The following is an 18,510-nucleotide window of genomic DNA, read 5'->3' as shown; positions in this document are numbered from 1 at the left end:
CGTCACCGCGCCACATGAAGAATAACGCGCTGTTCAAACTCGGTCCCGTTGAAGGCACGCGCTTTCATGCGGATGTTCCAATTGCCCGCGCTCAGCACAGCAGGCGCAACATAAGCCTGACCGTCGAACTGGAACGCGAGAACCTGATCATCTTTGACATGGGTGGCGCGCCCCAGTGTGGCGGCCAGCTGTTCCACCTGTACCGGTTTGCCCGCCGTATCGGTGATTTCCAATTTCACCACCCCATCGGCAGCCGAGGCGTAGACGGACCATCCCAGCGCCTGTTGGGCATCGCGACGTTTGTCAAAACTCTGACTAGCCACGTAACTGTTTTTGACTTCGAGACCGGGAAAGGTGCTCACGGCGTTGACGGCCAGCGCGATGTTCACCGTGATGATCACACCAAAAGCGCCCGCGAAAATCATCAAGACATGCCATCCGGTAAGCTGACGGGGTGTTGATTGGTCTTTCATCTGGCGTCTCCTTTGCCATTGAAGCTGCTGTCCCGGTAGGCGCGTTCATCGTTTTGTGCGTCGGTCACCCATATCCGCAGCGGCGTGCTGCGCGCCATTGCCGGGTCTGATCCAGCGGGTGCAACAACATAAACGCGCTGCAACAGGCTGGTATCGGCTGGAACCTCAACCACAAGCCCTGACTGCCCTTCGATAGACAATGTCAGCGCGGGTTCGCCTTTCAGCGACATGGTGAAGGGTCTCGGCTCACCGGTTTTGTTGCGCAGACGCACGTCGTAGGTGTTGCGGATGGACCCATCAGACAGAGTGACAAATGTTGGATTGCGGACCGGCGCGACGGTCAATTCAATGTCAGACCGGATAAACAGTGCAAACAGAAGGGCAATACCCACACCGCTCCACAGCGCCGTATACATAATCGTCCGCGGGCGCAGGATATGCGACCAGATGTTTTTCGGCGGCTGCCCTGCCCGTTCCGCCGTTTCATCACTCAGCGCCATGTAGTCGATCAGACCGCGCGGCTTGCCAATTCGGTCCATGACATCATCACAAGCGTCGATGCAGAGCGCGCAGGTGATACACTCCATCTGCTGCCCGTCGCGGATATCAATGCCCATGGGGCAAACATTCACGCAGGCCATGCAATCGATGCAATCGCCGTGCTGCATATCGGGTGCATCCGTTTTCCGTGTTTTGCCCCGCGGCTCGCCGCGCCACTCGCGGTAGCCAACGGTGAGCGTGTCTTCGTCCATCATTGCCGCCTGGATTCGCGGCCATGGGCAGGCGTAGATACAGATCTGCTCGCGGGCGAAACCGCCAAACAAAAACGTCGTGCCAGTCAAAATGGCCACAGTCGAATAGGCCACGGGATGGGCGTTGCCGGTCACCAGATCTTTCATCAATGTCGGCGCATCAGCAAAATAGAAAACCCATGCGCCGCCAGTCGCCAGGCCGATCAGCAGCCATACCACCCATTTTGTAATCCGCAGGCGAATTTTGCGCAGATCCAGCTTTTTCTGGTGATGCAAACGCAAGCGCGCGTTGCGATCCCCTTCGATCCAGCGTTCGACAAGAATGAACAGATCGGTCCAAACCGTCTGCGGACACGCATAGCCGCACCAGACACGGCCCAGGGCCGATGTGAACAGGAATAGTCCCAACCCGGCCATGATCAAAAGACCCGCAACGAAATAGAATTCGTGCGGCCAGATCTCGATCCAGAAGAAATAAAACCGACGATTGGCAAGATCCAGCAGGACCGCCTGATCCGGCAGAGCGGGCCCCCGGTCCCAACGGATCCACGGGGTCAGATAGTAGATCCCAAGCGTTACAGCCATGATGTACCATTTCAGGTTGCGAAAGGCACCGGACACCCGACGCGGGAAAATCGGCTCTCTGGGGGCATATAGTTTCGGGGCGGGATTGGAATCACTCACGGACTCACTCCAAATCTTGCGTCGATGTCTCCGTTGTCACAAATGTCAGATCGTCACTCTTTGACGTGGATCAAAACGGACATACTGGAGGCATCTTTTCCATATATTCCGCCACATCCCAAAAGACTGGGAGCGGCCATCAAATGCGCAAAAACTATAATCAAATCAGATCTTTGGATATTCGCCAGTTTGCCACGCGGCGCCCTGCCGCAGATGTGACACCTGGGCGCAGGCCCACAACCCACACATCGCAGGTGGCCCTGCCGCGCAGCTGTTCAGCGCGCAAATCAAACGCGCGATCCGGGACGTCATTGCAGGATCATCAAGTCCAAGACGCCACAACGATGCGCAGGTCGCAGGCTATATATCCTGCTGTTTCAACCAGCGAATAAAGGCGCGAGCTGGACGTCGCAGCGGACTAGGATGCGTCACGATGTGGTAGCCCGTGCCCTCTTCCTCGCAGAACAGTTCCACGAGGCGACCCGCCTGCAAATCAGGCTCTGCAAAGACCCGAACAGTTACTGCGATGCCCTGCCCGTCACGCGCACCATCCAAGAGCAGGTTTCCCGGCAGGGCGATACGGGTGCGGATCTTGGCGTCATCAATCCCACGCTTGCGCAGCCATTGGGTGGCCTCGGTTGTGCCCAGCTCTTCGATCCAGGGGTAGGACAGCAAATCTTCGGGCGCGGTCACCCGGTTTCCCGGCACCAGATCCGGCGCAGCAAGAATCACCAAACCTGATCGCACAAGCATTTCTGACTCGACGCCTGGCCAGCCCCCGGTGCCGAACCGCAGCCCCAGATCCACGCCACCCGGCGTCGGGTCAACCAACCCACCGGTGGGATCAATCACCAAATCGATATCCGGTTGCGCCGTGCGGAATTGCGCCAGTCGCGGCATCAGCCAATTGGCCGCAAACGTGGGTGTGCAGGTCACATGCAGCGGTCTGGCCTCCCGGGCGGAGGTCAGGTCCTCGACCGCCTGACTGATCCGTGCAAACCCGGTTTGCAAGGCACGGGCCAGCTCCTCCCCCTCTGCGGTCAGCTGCATGGCGCGTCCGCGGCGGTCCAACAGTTTCAACCCCATATGCTTTTCCAGCAGGCGCAATTGCTGGCTCACAGCCGCATGGCTCACGTTGAGGGCTGCGCCAGCGTCAACAAGGTTCCGGCTGTCCGCAAAGGCAGAGAACGCGCGCAAAGCTGCCAGCGGAGGCATCTTCATCCAATTCATCTGAAAGCCCAGCTTACATTTAGGTTTTGTAATTGAGTCGCATATTGGCCGCCATCACGCAAGGATCATCCATACCGTGACACACGTGGAGAGATCCAAATGCTGATGATTTATGCCAACTCAATGCGTATTGCGACCCGCCAAACCCCAGTTGGGTCCACGAACGCCCCCGCCGAAACATCCGCTACGACGCCGCTACCGGCACAACCAAAACCTGCCGAAACAGTTAAGAATGGTATCTCGTGCCAGCTTTTCGGGAAACGCGCGAACAAGTCGGAAAACTGGCACCAGAGTGTATCAGCTGCCTGTGACACATGATGGCCACAAGGGTTGAACCGAGGAAACAGCCCCACGCGACAGCGATCCATCAAAGGTCCGAGCGCGCGATCTTGTTTCTTCTAACCAAGGTATAGCGAGATTGACAAAGCCGCGATTTGACCTCGATCAACCCGGTGCAAAACGACAAAGCCCCGCTCTCAGAGCGGGGCTTTGCTGTGATAGAGACGCTTGGCGCTTATTCACCGCCACCCAACTGGTGAACATAGGCGGAAACCGCGCGGATCTGCGCTTCGCTCAACCGGGTGTTCCAGGGTGGCATGACGCCATAGCGCGAGTTGTAGATTGTCTCGTAAACGGTGGCATAATCACCGCCATAGAGCCAAATCGCATCGGCCAGGTTCGGCGCACCCTGATAGATGTCACCGGTGCCGTCATCCATATGACATGATGAACAATTCTCAGCGTAAACCGCCGCACCTGCCTCAACTTGGCTTGCGTCCTGCGGGACACCTGACAGCGACATCACATAGTTCGCGACCTGCGCGATCTCTGTTTTGCCCAGCAGTTCATCACGCCCAAAGGCCGGCATTTCCGAATAGCGCGCGTCGTCGCTTTCTTCGTTTCGGATGCCATGGGACACGGTCACATGGATGTCCTCCATAGTGCCCCCCCAGAGCCAATCATCGTCAAGAAGGTTAGGATAGCCCTTGGCCCCAGCAGCACCCGCACCGTGGCATTGGGCACACCAGGTCTTGAACACAGCAGCGCCAGAAGACACCGCATAGCTGTTCAGATTGGCATCTGCCGCAATTTCGGTCAGATCTGTTTCGATCAGCCGGGCATTGATCGGCGCATTGGCCTCGTCGACTGCGGCGATATCTGCCACCACATCCGCGCGGGAGTTCCAAGCCAGAACACCGGCCGTTGCGGACTGGATCCCCGGCCAAGCGGGATAGGCAATGGTATAGCCAATGCCCCAGATGATGGTCGCATAGAAGGTCCAAAGCCACCAACGCGGCATCGGGTTGTCGAATTCTTCGATCCCATCCCAGCTGTGACCAGTGGTGTTCGGATCATCATCGTATTTTTTGACTTTTTTGCTCATGACCGCACCTCCGCGGCGTCAGCCCTGTCTGGGGCGGGTTTGTCTTCGTGGCGGAACGGAATGTTGGCCGTATCCTGGTAGGCCTTGGTCGAGCCGGGGCGGAAGGCCCAGATCACGACGACCATGAAGAACGAGAACAGGAACAACAGCATCCAGCTGTCAGCGAATTGGCGGAGAAATGTATAGAGTTCCATCCAAGGCTCCGATCAGCGGTTGGCGACAGGGGTGAAGGTTGTGAAATCAACCAATGTGCCCAGCATCTGCAGATAGGCGATCAGTGCATCAGCTTCCGAAACACCAGGTTGCCCGTCGAAGTTCCGCACGTTGATGTCCTCGCCGTAGCGCTCGAGCAGCCCGTCATAGTCAGCGTCGGGATTGGCCTGCACGCGGAAGTCCATCTGCGCATTTTCGACCATCTCGTCTGTGTAGGGCACACCGACAATCGCATTGGCGGCCATCACGTCACCGATGTATTGGCCATCAATCCTCTTGTCCTCCAGGAACGCATACTTCGGCATGACAGATTCCGGCACGACAGATTGCGGATCGCGCAGGTGGTCAACGTGCCATTCATCCGAATAGCGGCCGCCAACACGGGCCAGATCCGGCCCTGTCCGCTTGGACCCCCACTGGAACGGATGGTCGTACATCGACTCCGCCGCCAGTGAATAAGGACCGTAGCGTTCGACTTCGTCGCGCATCGGGCGGATCATCTGGCTGTGACAGACGTAGCAGCCTTCCCGGATGTAGATGTCGCGGCCCGCCAACTCCAGCGGGGTGTAAGGCCGCATGCCTTCAACCTCTTCGATAGTGTTTTCCAGCCAGAACAGCGGGGCGATCTGGACCAGACCACCGATGGTGACCACAAGGAAACTACACACCAACAGAAGCGTTGCATTGGTCTCGAGGATTTTATGTTTGTCGAGAATTGCCATCGTCCGGCCCTCCTTATTCAGCCGGAACCGCAACGGTCAGGCTGGCTTCTTTTGCCGGGGCCCGTCGCACGGTCATCCAAAGATTGAAGCACATGATCACAGAGCCTGCGAGGAACATGACCCCGCCCAGAGCCCGCACCACATACATGGGGAATTTGGCTGCCACGGTGTCTGCAAAGGAGTTCACCAAGAAGCCGTTCGCATCGACTTCGCGCCACATCAGGCCTTCCATGATGCCGGTCACCCACATGGAGGCGGCGTAGAGAATGATGCCGATTGTGGCCAGCCAGAAGTGCCAGGACACCAGGCTCAGAGAGTAGAGACGCTCGCGTTTCCACAGAACCGGCACCAGGAAGTAGAGCGCACCAAAGGTGATCATACCATTCCAACCCAGCGCGCCAGAATGCACGTGACCAATGGTCCAGTCGGTGTAGTGCGACAGGGAGTTCACAGCCCGGATCGACATCATCGGACCTTCGAAGGTGGACATACCGTAGAAGCCGATCGAGATCACCATCATGCGGATCACAGGGTCGGTGCGCAGCTTGTCCCATGCACCAGACAGGGTCATCAGCCCGTTGATCATACCGCCCCAGCTGGGCATCCACAGCACGATCGAGAACACCATACCAAGGGTCGAAGCCCAATCCGGCAGCGCGGTGTAGTGCAGGTGGTGTGGACCCGCCCAGATATACAGGAAGATCAAAGCCCAGAAGTGGATGATCGACAGTTTATACGAAAACACCGGACGTTCAGCCTGCTTGGGCACGAAGTAATACATCATGCCAAGGAAGCCCGCGGTCAGGAAAAATCCAACGGCGTTGTGGCCATACCACCATTGCACCATGGCATCCTGCACACCGGCCCAGACGATCACGGATTTGGACCCCCAGATCGACACTGGGATGGTCAGGTTGTTGACCACGTGCAGCATCGCAACGGTGACGATGAAAGCCAGATAGAACCAGTTGGCGACATAGATATGCGGCTCTTTGCGGCGGATGATGGTGCCGAGAAACACCGCCAGATGGGCCACCCAGACGATGGTCAGCCACAGATCCACATACCATTCGGGCTCTGCGTATTCCTTCGATTGTGTGCCACCCAGCAAGTAGCCGGTCGCTGCCAGAACGATGAACAGCTGGTAGCCCCAAAATACAAACCACGCCAAGTTGCCACCCCACAAACGCGCCGCAGAGGTGCGTTGCACAACATAGAAGGAGGTTGCCAGCAGCGCATTGCCGCCAAACGCAAAAATCACTGCAGAAGTATGCAGCGGCCGCAGTCGCCCAAAGTTGGCAAACCCCTGGGCCCAGTCGAAATTGAGCACCGGAAACGCCAGCTGGAAGGCGATGTAAACACCAACAAGAAACCCGACAACGCCCCAAAAGGCGGTCGCGATCACACCGTATCTGACCACGCTGTCGAAATATTCTTGTTGAATTGGGCCCGCGGCGACAACCGGTTCATCGGTGCGGCGGAGCGTGTACAAAAACAGGCCACCTGCCACGAGCATGATAATTATCGCGTGGACCTGATAGGCCAAATCGCGTGCATAGTTGGTCGCAATCATCGCAAAGAGCGTGATCAAACCAAGCGCGATGAGCTTGATATAGTTAGACATCTTGCGTCCCTTTCCTCGTCCGGCACGATTCTCGGTCTCGTGTCAGAGCCATTTTTATGGGTCTTTGATGCTAAAACTCCCGCCTCGGCGCCTTGATCTGCATCAAGACAGTTTCGATCAGGCTGTGACAAAACATCTGCGACGGCAGCGCCTCCCAGCGTGGAACGCGCCTGTGCCGCCGGAGTAGAGATTGGCGAGGAAAACATGTCTTACAAAACGCTGCTGACGGTTCTCACGGCCCCGGATACGGGCAAGACACAGCTTGAACAGGTTATCGCGCTTGCGGCCTCTCAGAACGGCCATGCCGACGCTCTTTGCCTTGGCGTCGACCGGACCCAGACCGGCTATTACTATGCTGGCGCAAACGCGATGATCCTGCAGGAAACTCTGGCGCGCGCGCAGGAAGACGTGAACCAGATCGAACAACAGGTGACCAAACGGCTCGCGCTTTCCGGTATCAGTTTCGCAGTAGAGACGGGTGTGGTGCAAATGGCCGACATCAGTCGCCATATTGCCCAGTTGGCACGCTTCTCAGATCTGGTTGTGCTGGAACAGCCCTACGGCAAAAACAGCCCCGCTGAGGCAGAGGTGATCGTCGAAAGCGCACTATTCGAAGGACGTGCGCCCGTGCTGATCCTGCCCAAAGACGGGCAGCTCAAACAACCGCCGCGCACCGTCATGGTCGCGTGGAATGAAAGCGTCGAAGCGATGGTCGCCATCCGCAAGGCGCTGCCCATGTTGATGACCGCCGATCTGGTACGTGTGGTGATGATTGATCCTCCGCGGCATGGCCCAGAAAGATCCGATCCCGGTGGTCGGCTCTGTCAGATGCTGTCGCGGCACGGTATCAAATGCGAAATCGATATTCTGAGCAAGACCATGACCCGCGTGTCCGATGTGCTCAACCGTCATATCGTGGACACCAATGCCGACCTGTTGGTGATGGGCGCATACGGCCATTCGCGGTTCCGCGAGGCAATCCTAGGTGGCGCGACCCGAAACATGCTGGAAAACGCAAATATCCCGGTGTTGATGGCGCACTGACGCGCATGGCTGGCAAAGGCGGCGGTGCCCAACATCCCGGGGTCAACGACCTAGGGTGTTGGGCACTGTCATAGGGGGCAGTTAAGTCGACTGCGTCGGTCGCCTCTATCAGCTGCAGCGGGTCAGCTAAGGCAAGGTCAGCTGAGGCAAGCACCATCGCTGTCATCACCGGCTTCGGCGATGAGACGCTCCATCTCCGGCACGGTGACACGCCGTTTGCCTTCCAACTGGATCACCCCATCGCGTTTCAGGGCAGACATCTGACGGCTGACTGTTTCCAGCGTCAAACCGAGGTAATCTGCCATTGCCTCGCGGGTGAGGGGCAGATCGAACACGATGGCCCCATCCGCCTTTGATGCCTGCAACGAAGCGTCCCGTCGCGCCAGAATAGACAGCAAGCTGGCAATTTTCTCGCGTGCTGTTTTGCGGCCCAGAACCAGCATCCACTCCCGCGCTGCGTCCAACTCGTCGAGGGTCATCTCCAGCAGGCGATGCGCAATATGCGGCGTGCGGGACATCAGTTCTTCAAATGGTTTCCGGCGGAAACAACACATCACCACAGTGGATGTCGCCACCACATTGTAGGCGGCGTTGTCACGTCCGGGTCTGCCCACAAAATCACTGGGCAACAACAATCCCACCATCTGGGTCCGCCCATCTTCCATGGTCTGGGTCAGGGTCGCGATACCGGTGACCACAGACCCCACAAAATCCATCCGGTCACCTGACCAGGTTATGGGCTGTCCGGCCTCATAGGTGCGGTAGTATTTGATGGCATCCAGTTCTTGCAATTCATCGGTATCACACCGGGAACACACCGCACGATGGCGAATTGGACAATCGCCACATTCTATATTTTTGATCGCAGCAAGAGACATCACTCACCCAATTTGATTTGCGTCAAAGCTACTACACATCGGCAAGTTGTACCGTAGCGACACCTGCACCGTTACTCAATCATAAACGGACTGTTTCAGATGCGGCGCCTCGGATCGGCTGGGCCAGATTGGCCCCTGCTCCTCTTTGGAATGCCAATGGTTTAGCTGTCTCGCCCATACCACCCTCCCCGCCCATCAAAATGTGCCATTCTGTCGCAAATTTTCAGCGGCTCACAAACGCCCTGATTTTACGGTGTTTGCGCTCAACCGCCGGTAAAAATGCCGCACCAAGCAGGCGCCAAACCGTCCGAAAATCGGACCTGCACGCTGCCCGAGCAAATGAGACAAAGTCGATTTAGGCGAAGTGAACCAGTCGCGGCACCAGAGGAAAGACCCCTTACCCCGCGGCGGCCAAGAGGGTCCGAGTATAGGGATGGGATGGGTTGCGAAACAGCTGCTCAGCATCCCCGGCTTCGACCACGTCGCCCTGCTGCATCACAACCACCTTATGCGACATGGCCCGCACAACGTTCAGATCATGTGAGATGAACAGATAAGCAAGCCCGTATCTGGCTTGCAGGTCTCTCAGCAGATCGACAATCTGCACTTGCACCGTCATATCAAGGGCCGATGTAGGCTCGTCCAGCACAACCAGTTTGGGGCGCAGAACCATAGCACGCGCGATGGCAATGCGCTGTCGCTGCCCGCCCGAAAATTCATGCGGATACCGATCCATAAACGCGGGATCCAAGCCCACTTCGGTCAGCACCTCCGCCACAAGATCCCGTGGATTACGGTCCTGATCAATCTTGTGGATGGCCAATCCTTCGGCGATGATCTGCGCGCAGGTCATGCGTGGGCTGAGCGCGCCAAACGGATCCTGAAACACGATCTGCATATCCGCACGCAGGCGGCGCAGATCACGGGTGGACCATTGGCGCAGATCCTGCCCCTGAAACTCCACCCGCCCCTCCGATTGGATCAGCCGCATGATCGCCAAAGCCAAAGTGGTTTTACCGCTTCCACTTTCCCCGACAATGCCCAAGGTCTCTCCAGCATGGACCGAAATGGACGTCGGGTTCACCGCCTTCACATGTCCGACGGTGCGTTTCAGCAATCCTGTCTGGATCGGAAACCACACTTTCAGCCCATCAGTGCGGATTAGCTCTTTTGCACCTTCTTTGACCGGCGCTGGGTGACCCGTTGGCTCCGCGTCCAGCAGTTTTTGAGTGTAAGGATGCTGAGGATTGGCAAACAGGTCTGCGGTTGACCCCTCCTCGACGATTTCGCCGTCTTTCATCACACAGACCCGGTCGGCGATGCGCCGCACAATGCTCAGATCATGGGTGATGAAAAGCAGACCCATCCCCTCGCTGGTTTTCAGTTCTGCCAGAAGATCAATGATCTGCTGTTGGATTGTCACATCAAGGGCCGTCGTCGGCTCATCCGCGATTAGGATATCGGGTTTATTCGCCAGGGCCATCGCGATCATCACCCGCTGGCGCTGCCCGCCGGACAATTGGTGCGGATAGGCGTCAAGTCGGCTTTCTGCGTCTCTGATTCCAACCTTGTTCAACAGATCAAGAATACGGTCGCGGGCAGCGGCCCCATCCAACCCCTGATGCAGCGCAAGCGACTCTGCGAGCTGTTTTTCGATCGTATGTAACGGATTCAGAGAGGTCATCGGCTCCTGAAAGATGAAGCTGATGTCATTGCCGCGCACCCGGCGCAGCTCGCGCTGGGATGCGTTGACCATCTCCTGTCCATCATAGGTCACGGACCCATCGACAGTGGCACTGTCCCCCAACAGTGACACCGTCGACAAAGCCGTGACCGATTTACCCGAGCCAGATTCGCCAACCAGCGCAACAGTTTCACCACGGCCAACCGTGAACGACACACCACGTACCGCATGTGTTGTCTTCCCGTCCTGACGGAAAGACACGGTCAGATTGGAAACGCGCAACAAAGGTGAGGGTCGCATTATCGATCTCCGATCCGAAGTTGTCTCACGGCGGGCCAACGCGTTTCGCTGAAATCAAGTCGCATAATCATGAGAAGGTTTTCCGCGGATCAAACGCATCGCGCACACCTTCGAAGATGAACACCAGCAGCGACAACATGATCGCAAACGTGAAAAATGCGGTGAAGGCCAGCCAGGGCGCCTCGAGGTTTTGTTTGGCCTGCAATGTCAATTCACCAAGAGACGGCGCTGATGACGGCAACCCGAAGCCCAAGAAATCCAAGCCAGCCAATGTGCCAATCGTGCCCGTCACGATGAAGGGCATAAAGGTGAGCGTGGCCACCATGGCGTTGGGCAGCATATGGCGGAACATAATCGTGAGGTTCCCCACCCCAAGCGCTTTGGCAGCGCGCACGTATTCTAGGTTCCGCGCACGCAGGAATTCGGCTCGAACCACGCTGACCAAAGCAGTCCAGCTGAACAGGATCATCAAGATCACCAGGAGCCAGAAGCTGCGGCCCAAGATCGCGAACATGATGATGATGACGTAAAGTTGTGGGATCGAACCCCAGATTTCGATGATCCGCTGAAACACAAGATCCAGCCAGCCGCCAAAGAACCCCTGCACCGCACCAGCCAGAATACCGATCACCGTCGCAGCGCCCGTCACCATCAGGGTGAACAGGATCGACAGGCGAAACCCATGGATGACGCGTGCCAGAACATCGCGTTTTGTATCGTCAGTGCCCAGCAGGTTTTGCCCATTCGGTGGCAGAGGGGCCGCACCAGGGCGATCCACTGTCGTGTTGTAGCTGTATGGGATCAGCGGCCAGATGGCCCAGCCCTGTTCAAAACCCTCTGCATCAAAGCTGCCTGCCTCGATATCGGCGATGATGCCTTCCGGATCATCGAAGCAGTCTTCGATGCCACCGGATGCGATCAAGCATTTGACCTCTGGGTCGCGGTAAACTGCCTCGGTTTGGAAATCACCGCCAAACGTCGTTTCGGGATAAAAGTTAAACACAGGCGTGAACAATTCACCGCGGTAGTTCACCAGAATGGGTTTGTCGTTCGCCACAAACTCGGCAAACAGCGACACGCCAAACAACACGCTAAAGATCCAGAGAGACCAATAAGCCCGCTTGTTGCGACGAAAGTTGTTCCAGCGCCGCTGGTTGAGAGGAGACAAAGCCATCGATCAACCCTCTCTCTTTTCGAAATCGATCCGTGGATCGACGATGACATACATGATGTCCGAAATGATGCCGACCACGAGGCTCATCAGTCCGAAAATAAACAACGTGCCAAAGATCACCGGGTAATCGCGCGCCACCGCTGCTTCGAACCCAAGTCGGCCGAGGCCATCCAGAGAGAAGATCGTTTCGATGATCAAGCTGCCTGAAAAGAACACGCCGATGAAGACGGCTGGGAAGCCGGCAATCACGATCAACATCGCATTGCGGAAGATGTGACCATACAGCACGCGACCCTCGCTCAGACCCTTGGCACGCGCCGTCATCACGTATTGCTTTTTGATCTCGTCCAAAAAGGAGTTTTTGGTCAGCAGTGTCAAAGTTGCAAAAGCCGAAATGGTGGATGCGATCACCGGCAAAGCGATGTGCCAGAAATAATCAGTGATTTTGCCAAACAGGCTCAGCGTTTCCCAGTTGTCGGAGGTCAAACCACGCAGCGGGAAAATCTGCAGGTACGATCCACCCGCAAACAGCACCAGCAGCAAGATCGCAAACAGGAAACCGGGAATGGCGTAGGCCGCAATGATCACGCCACTGGTCCAGGTGTCAAAGCGTGACCCGTCATTCAGCGCCTTGCGGATGCCCAATGGGATAGACACCAGGTAGGCAATCAAGGTCGACCAAAGGCCCAGAGATATGGAGACCGGCATCTTTTCCAGCACCAGATCCAGCACGTTGATCTTGCGGAAATAGCTCTCGCCAAAATCAAACCGCACGTAATTGCCAAGCATGATGAAAAAACGCTCGACCGGCGGCTTGTCCAATCCAAACTGCTCTTCCAGTTCCGCGATCAATTCAGGCGGCAGACCTTGACGTCCGGCGTAGTTTTCATTTGCTGAGATCACCTCTTCGCCAGCATCGCCACCGCCACCAGCGAACCCTTCAAAGACATCTCCGCCGCCTTCCAGCTGGGCAATAACCTGTTCAACCGGTCCGCCGGGGACAAACTGAACAAGCGCAAAGTTGATCACCAGGATCCCGAACAGCGTTGGGATGACAAGCAAGAGACGTCGTAGGATATAAGCAGCCATATCAACTGCTTACCGCAAAGCACCAGAGGACTTCAATGCAGCTTCCTTCTCTGCGTTGACCCACCACAGATCCTGCAATCCCAGATCAAAGGGCGGCAGGTTTTCTGGATGCTCATAGAAATTCCAGTAAGCCACCCAATTCACATCCAGATACCGGGTTGGCACCATGAACCGTTTGGCGCGGAGCACCCGGTCAAGGGCGCGCGCATTGGAATGAAGCGTTTCCTCGGTGGTCGCTCCGACGATGCCCGCGATCAGACCATCCACTGCCGGATCCGCCAATCCTGCGGGGTTGAAAACGGAGAACTCATGCGTGTCCGATCCAAACAGCTGATACAACCCGGTAGAGGGCAGCAACGACATCGGATAGGCAAAGGTGATCATGTCGAAGTCTTTTTCGCGGCGCCGACTGGTGTATTGCGCGAAATCCACGCGGTTGGCGACAGCATCAACCCCCATCTGGCGCAGGTTGGCCACATAAGGCTGCACGATCCGTTCGATCGTCGGGGAGTCGAGCAGGAATTCCACCTTCAACAACTCGCCATTGGCGTCACGGCGCAAGCCATCGTCACCGACGGTCCAACCTGCATCATCCAGCAACTTCATCGCGCGGCGCAAATTACGCCGATCCGCAGGACGCCCTGCCTTCGACTCATGTGCCATCACGGGTTCGTCGGTCAGAAGCGATGGATCAATCAAATCACCCAACTGCTCAAGAACCTCACGCTCCAGCCCCTCGGGTACACCCCGTGCTTGCAATGGCGTGTCCTGCCAGAACGAACTGCGGTGACGGAACAGACCGTATTGCAGGCTCTCGTTGGTCCATTCGAAATTATACGCCAATTGCAGCGCCTCGCGAACACGCGGATCCTGGAATTTGGGACGCAGCAAATTCATCACAAATCCGTTGGCGGAGGGGACATTGCCATTTGGCAGTTCGTCTTTGATGACGTTGCCGTCAGCAACCGCGTCAAACTCATAGGCTGTTGCCCAGCTTTTGGAGCTGTTTTCCGGGCGCATCGTGTAGACGCCGGCCTTGAAACCCTCCATCGCGGCGACGGCATCGCCGAAGTATTCAATCCGGATGCTGTCAAAGTTGTGACGACCGATGTTCACATTCACATCATTGCCCCAATAGTGGGGATTGCGCCGATAGGTGATGCTCTGATTCACATCCAACTCTTCGAGGACATAGGGGCCAGATCCGATCCCCGGATCAAGGCGAGGCTCGTCCAAACGGCGGTTTTCTGGATCCGCTTCGAACCAGGCTTTGGAAAATACAGACGTGCCCCCAACCTGCGTGATCATGGCCCGACGCGGAAAGTCCGGAGAGAAATAGAATTTCACACGCCGCGGGCCGACAACTTCAGCCTTGGGAATGCGTTTTTTGACCGCTTCGGCGTAGGACTGCAGCCCTTGCTCCAGCAACAAGTTATGTGAAAAGACGACATCCTCTGCCATGAGAGGCGTACCATCGGAGAAACGCGCCTCTTCTCGGATGTTGAAGATCACCCAATCCTGTGATTCGGGATACTCCAGGCTTTCAGCCAACAGCCCATAGTAGCTGCCTGGTTCATCATAGGATTCGATCAGCAGCGTTTCATAATGGTTCGAAGACAACGCCCCGCCCCGCCCTTTGCGGGTGTAGGGGTTCATACTGTCAAACGTGCCAACAGCGGACAGCGACAACTCCCCACCCTTGGGCGCGTTCGGATTGACATAATCGAAATGCGCAAACCCCTCCGGATATTTCAGCTCACCAAACTCGGTGAACCCATGGCTCTTGATGATCCGTTCCTCGGCCAACACAACTGTGGCGGTCCAAACCGTCACGAGCAAAGGGATCAAACTGGCGGCGAGAGCCTGAACAATACGATTTGGATCACTTGCACGCGCCTTGGCGACGGATCGGGCTGCAGGGCGGGTTTTCATCTGCCTAAACCTCCTTTGTCCGGCATTTGCTGCCGAATACTCTTGTGTCAAAGCTAAGCGGCTGGACCTGAGACTTTCAAGTTCAGATTGGCTGAATTTCCCGTGTGTCAAGGCGGGGCACCGCCGACGCGCCCGGCAGGATCGGGCGTTTCACATGCAGCCGAGGATATACAGCAACCAACAACTGCCTGTTAAAATTGAAAAAGCCGCGCCCATGAGAGGCGCGGCTAATGTATTCTCTAGTATCGCAATCTCAGGCGATCAGCGCGGATCAATCGTCCAGGCTGTCGAGATAAGCGATGAGGTTCACACGGTCTTTCTGTTTCTTCAGACCGGAGAAACTCATGGTTGTGCCCGGCAGGTAGCTGGAAGGCTTGGCAAGGAAACCGTCCAGTTCTTCGGCGGTCCACACACCTGCGGTGCCTGCCAGCGCGCCGGAGTAGCCAAAGCCATCTGCCGCAGCAAAATCACGGCCCACAACGCCATAGAGATAAGGACCAGTGCCGTTCGCACCGGCTTCGAGTTTGTGGCAAGCAGAGCATTTCTTGAAGACCTTGGCGCCTTTGCCAATGTCTGCGGCGGCCATCAGTTCACCAAAGTCTACAACTTCGGCAACTTCTTCCGCACCTGCCTCTTCCACTTCGATCACATAAGAAGCCTGACCATGGGCTTCTGTGTGATAGAGTCCCTCAGCGGCCCATTTGCCAAGGAGGAACACGAGGAGCGCGCCGCAAAGACCTGCGGTCGCTTTGGTAAGGGTCATCGTGTCAAACATGATCGCGAGTCCATTTCAGCTGTCTGAAAAGCTGTCTAAGGCTTCCCCTCTCAAGTGGCAAGGTATAGACAGCGCGACGAAACGACCGTTTTTTGAAGATTTGCACGGATGTAGCACCGATGACGCAGACAATTGCTATTCAGGGCGAGCTGGGCTCTTACAGCCACGAAGCCTGCCGCAAGGAACGCCCGGGTATGGATGTGTTGCCCTGCCGCAGCTTTGAAGACGCAATTGACGCCGTTCGCAACGGCGACGCCGAGCTGGCAATGCTTCCGGTTGAAAACTCCACCTATGGTCGGGTGGCTGATATTCACCGACTGTTGCCGCACAGTGGCCTGCATATCATTGACGAAGCTTTTGTGCGCGTTCACATCAATTTGCTGGGCGTTCCCGGCGCTACGCTTGCCGATATCAAAGAAGCGCATTCACATTTGGTCTTGCTGCCGCAATGCGCAGGGTTTCTCAACACACACGGGATCCGTGGGCGCGTCAGCCCAGACAATGCCCGCGCGGCCCGCGACGTCGCAGATCAAGGCGACAAAACCCATGCTGCCTTGGCCAGTGAATTGGCTGGCGAGATCTATGGGCTCAATGTGCTGGCCCGCCATATCGAAGATGAAGGTGACAACACCACGCGTTTTTTGACCATGTCGCGCACGCCAGACAACAGCAGACGCGGCGAAAACGGCATGATCACCAGCTTTGTCTTTCAGGTCCGCAACATCCCGGCAGCGCTGTACAAAGCGATGGGTGGATTCGCCACCAACGGCGTCAACATGACCAAGCTGGAAAGCTACATGATCGGCAGCTCGTTCACGGCGACGCAATTCTACGCCGACATCGACGGCCACCCGGATGATCCCAATGTCCAGCTGGCCCTGGATGAACTGGCGTATTTCACCACCAATATCGAAATTCTTGGGGTCTATCCGGCAAATTCTGATCGTTTCTGACAGAAACGGTCCGTCCACCGGCTACGCGTTATCAGTGAAACGCTCTTCGGCAAAACGTGCGAACTCGCCAAGGCGACGATCAAACCCTTCGTTCAGCTTCACTTTGGCCAGCTTGAACGATTGCAGCATCAAGCGTCCTGTCAGTGTTTTCGCGCGCACATCCAACACCACCTGCATCCGTGTTCTCTGCGGTGCAAGCGCCAGCAACTCGACCGCCATATCGCCATCCATCCCGCTGCCAATCACCTTCACCAGGAGATTTGTCACGGGTTGGTGCTCCGCAATGGACATGTGGAGTTTGCGCTGTTTGCCGCGATAGGAAAACCCAACCTCCCAGGCCAAGCCCGATTCGGGATGACGAACATCGCCCATGCGCTGCAGATCAACACCACGACGCAAGGCCAGCCGCTCCAGCAATTCGAAATCACAGAGGGTGCGAAACACATCTGCAATCGGTGCGTTTATGTCCTCTTTCCCCGAAAACTGCATTATGGCCAGACCTTTACAGTGACATCAAAGGGTGTGCACCCACAGCAATAGTCAGTCTAATCAAGCGTATCTGCAAGCCAGTTCTGCAGCAAAAAATGCGCAATTGCGCCCTCTCGGGGCTGTTTGATCCTGTCATGCTCACCCGCGAAGACTGTCATCATATCCTGCCGAGACACCCACAGCGCATCTTCAATTTCGTTTGGATCGATATTGATATCACGGCTCAGGGCCACCCCCGCACAGCCAAACATCAACGACATCGGAAAGGGCCAGGGTTGGCTGGACAAGTAGCTGACATCCCCAACGCGCACGCCGGTTTCTTCGAAGGTTTCGCGCCGCACCGCAGCCTCAAGCGTTTCGCCAGGTTCAACAAACCCTGCAAGCAGCGAATACATGCCCTCCGGCCAGCCCGGCGAACGCCCAACCAACACAGAATCGCCAAATGTGATCAGCATGATGACCACCGGATCGGTCCGTGGGAAATGGCCAGTGTTGCATGACGGGCAACGCCGCTGCCATCCCGCTTGGACGATTTCGCTTTTTTCACCGCAGTTGGCACAAAAGCGATGACTGTGGTGCCAGCCACACAAGGCGCGCGCCGTGGCCGCAAATTCCGCCTCCTCCCGCGTGAGCACCGTCATGATACGCCGCAGTTCTGCAAAAGCCGTATCCGCTGGCAGCTCCGGATGACGCTGCAGGCTGGGATCCAAAAAGCCACCCAGCGTTGTCGCATCCAGATCTTCAGGCTCCCAAGCGCTGACATCCACCGCAAACACGGCCGCCTGATCTGCGCCTTTCCCCAGAAAAATGGCCGAACCGGCGTGATCTTGGGCCAACTGCTCCTGTGGGGTGATCAGGGATAGGCAAACCGGCTCTTCCGTGTCGTCGTCGCCCGAAACGATCTGGCACAGCAATTTCCCTCGCCACAGCACAACGACCCGCGTCTCCTGCGCCTGCCAGAGGTCCGCAATCTTTTCTGCGTCATCTCGCAGATATGCCGCACGGTCTACGCCGCCCGCTGCAAAGGTAACCTCTTCTGCTCGTTGCATTGCTGCCCCCGATTTGTGTCAACCTGCTCCGCAGCACTGCGCAGCGGCTTGAATTCACGAA

Annotated in this window: 17 protein-coding genes; 2 read left to right on the top strand and 15 right to left on the bottom strand. The window is 56.8% G+C overall.

Annotation, left to right across the window (positions count from 1 at the left end; translation table 11 throughout):
• Positions 1 to 2: 2 nt before the first annotated feature.
• The 7 genes from Q0C28_RS17110 to ccoN all read right to left on the bottom strand — a co-directional run bounded on the left by Q0C28_RS17110 (position 3) and on the right by ccoN (position 7,082).
• A complete protein-coding gene (locus Q0C28_RS17110; RefSeq protein WP_293577635.1) occupies positions 3 to 473 on the bottom strand; it encodes a FixH family protein in 471 nt (156 codons plus the stop codon).
• Positions 470 to 1,909, bottom strand: a complete 1,440-nt coding sequence (gene ccoG / locus Q0C28_RS17105) for a cytochrome c oxidase accessory protein CcoG (RefSeq protein ID WP_293577634.1) — start codon at positions 1,907 to 1,909, stop codon at positions 470 to 472. The genes Q0C28_RS17110 and ccoG overlap by 4 nt, the downstream gene beginning before the upstream one ends.
• A 360-nt stretch (positions 1,910 to 2,269) precedes the next feature.
• Positions 2,270 to 3,139 carry a LysR family transcriptional regulator gene (locus tag Q0C28_RS17100; RefSeq protein WP_293577633.1) on the bottom strand — a complete coding sequence of 290 codons (870 nt, stop codon included), beginning with the start codon at positions 3,137 to 3,139 and terminating at the stop codon, positions 2,270 to 2,272.
• Positions 3,140 to 3,653: 514 nt separating this feature from the next.
• A complete protein-coding gene (ccoP, locus tag Q0C28_RS17095) occupies positions 3,654 to 4,523 on the bottom strand; it encodes a cytochrome-c oxidase, cbb3-type subunit III (RefSeq protein WP_293577632.1) in 870 nt (289 codons plus the stop codon).
• Positions 4,520 to 4,717: a cbb3-type cytochrome c oxidase subunit 3 gene (locus Q0C28_RS17090; RefSeq protein WP_293577631.1), complete on the bottom strand. Its 198-nt coding sequence runs from the start codon at positions 4,715 to 4,717 to the stop codon at positions 4,520 to 4,522. The genes ccoP and Q0C28_RS17090 overlap by 4 nt, the downstream gene beginning before the upstream one ends.
• A 12-nt stretch (positions 4,718 to 4,729) precedes the next feature.
• A complete protein-coding gene (ccoO, locus tag Q0C28_RS17085) occupies positions 4,730 to 5,458 on the bottom strand; it encodes a cytochrome-c oxidase, cbb3-type subunit II (RefSeq protein WP_293577630.1) in 729 nt (242 codons plus the stop codon).
• Positions 5,459 to 5,471: 13 nt separating this feature from the next.
• The gene (gene ccoN, locus Q0C28_RS17080) at positions 5,472 to 7,082 is read right to left on the bottom strand and encodes a cytochrome-c oxidase, cbb3-type subunit I (RefSeq protein WP_293577629.1); all 1,611 of its coding nucleotides are present in this window, start codon (positions 7,080 to 7,082) and stop codon (positions 5,472 to 5,474) included.
• A gap of 204 nt (positions 7,083 to 7,286) precedes the next feature.
• Between ccoN and Q0C28_RS17075 the strand changes: the two genes are divergently transcribed.
• Positions 7,287 to 8,126 carry a universal stress protein gene (locus Q0C28_RS17075; RefSeq protein ID WP_293577628.1) on the top strand — a complete coding sequence of 280 codons (840 nt, stop codon included), beginning with the start codon at positions 7,287 to 7,289 and terminating at the stop codon, positions 8,124 to 8,126.
• A 137-nt stretch (positions 8,127 to 8,263) separates the two neighbouring features.
• Here Q0C28_RS17075 and fnrL read toward each other — a convergent pair whose 3' ends face one another.
• The 6 genes from fnrL to Q0C28_RS17045 form a co-directional block, all read right to left on the bottom strand.
• The gene (gene fnrL / locus Q0C28_RS17070) at positions 8,264 to 9,004 is read right to left on the bottom strand and encodes a transcriptional regulator FnrL (protein ID WP_293577627.1); all 741 of its coding nucleotides are present in this window, start codon (positions 9,002 to 9,004) and stop codon (positions 8,264 to 8,266) included.
• A gap of 397 nt (positions 9,005 to 9,401) precedes the next feature.
• Entirely contained in the window at positions 9,402 to 10,988 is a 1,587-nt protein-coding gene (locus Q0C28_RS17065; RefSeq protein ID WP_293577626.1) for an ABC transporter ATP-binding protein, read from the bottom strand.
• 67 nt (positions 10,989 to 11,055) lie between these two features.
• On the bottom strand, positions 11,056 to 12,162 hold the full coding sequence (locus Q0C28_RS17060; RefSeq protein ID WP_293577625.1) for an ABC transporter permease: 1,107 nt from the start codon (positions 12,160 to 12,162) through the stop codon (positions 11,056 to 11,058).
• Positions 12,163 to 12,165: 3 nt separating this feature from the next.
• Entirely contained in the window at positions 12,166 to 13,251 is a 1,086-nt protein-coding gene (locus Q0C28_RS17055; protein ID WP_293577624.1) for a microcin C ABC transporter permease YejB, read from the bottom strand.
• A gap of 9 nt (positions 13,252 to 13,260) precedes the next feature.
• Positions 13,261 to 15,183 (bottom strand): extracellular solute-binding protein, encoded by a 1,923-nt coding sequence (locus tag Q0C28_RS17050; RefSeq protein WP_293577623.1) that lies wholly within the window; start codon positions 15,181 to 15,183, stop codon positions 13,261 to 13,263.
• A 271-nt stretch (positions 15,184 to 15,454) separates the two neighbouring features.
• Positions 15,455 to 15,958: a cytochrome c family protein gene (locus Q0C28_RS17045; RefSeq protein ID WP_293577622.1), complete on the bottom strand. Its 504-nt coding sequence runs from the start codon at positions 15,956 to 15,958 to the stop codon at positions 15,455 to 15,457.
• 119 nt (positions 15,959 to 16,077) lie between these two features.
• Between Q0C28_RS17045 and Q0C28_RS17040 the strand changes: the two genes are divergently transcribed.
• Positions 16,078 to 16,911, top strand: a complete 834-nt coding sequence (locus Q0C28_RS17040) for a prephenate dehydratase (RefSeq protein WP_293577620.1) — start codon at positions 16,078 to 16,080, stop codon at positions 16,909 to 16,911.
• A gap of 21 nt (positions 16,912 to 16,932) precedes the next feature.
• Here Q0C28_RS17040 and Q0C28_RS17035 read toward each other — a convergent pair whose 3' ends face one another.
• A complete protein-coding gene (locus tag Q0C28_RS17035) occupies positions 16,933 to 17,400 on the bottom strand; it encodes an SRPBCC family protein (protein WP_293577618.1) in 468 nt (155 codons plus the stop codon).
• A 56-nt stretch (positions 17,401 to 17,456) separates the two neighbouring features.
• A complete protein-coding gene (gene nudC / locus Q0C28_RS17030; protein WP_293577616.1) occupies positions 17,457 to 18,449 on the bottom strand; it encodes an NAD(+) diphosphatase in 993 nt (330 codons plus the stop codon).
• Positions 18,450 to 18,510 lie beyond the last annotated feature (61 nt).

It is taken from the genome of Phaeobacter sp. (assembly GCF_022825805.1).
In the GTDB taxonomy this organism is placed as follows: Bacteria; Pseudomonadota; Alphaproteobacteria; order Rhodobacterales; family Rhodobacteraceae; genus Phaeobacter.
The sequence above is the reverse complement of the archived record's forward strand: the minus strand, read 5'-3'. Positions and strand labels throughout refer to the sequence as shown.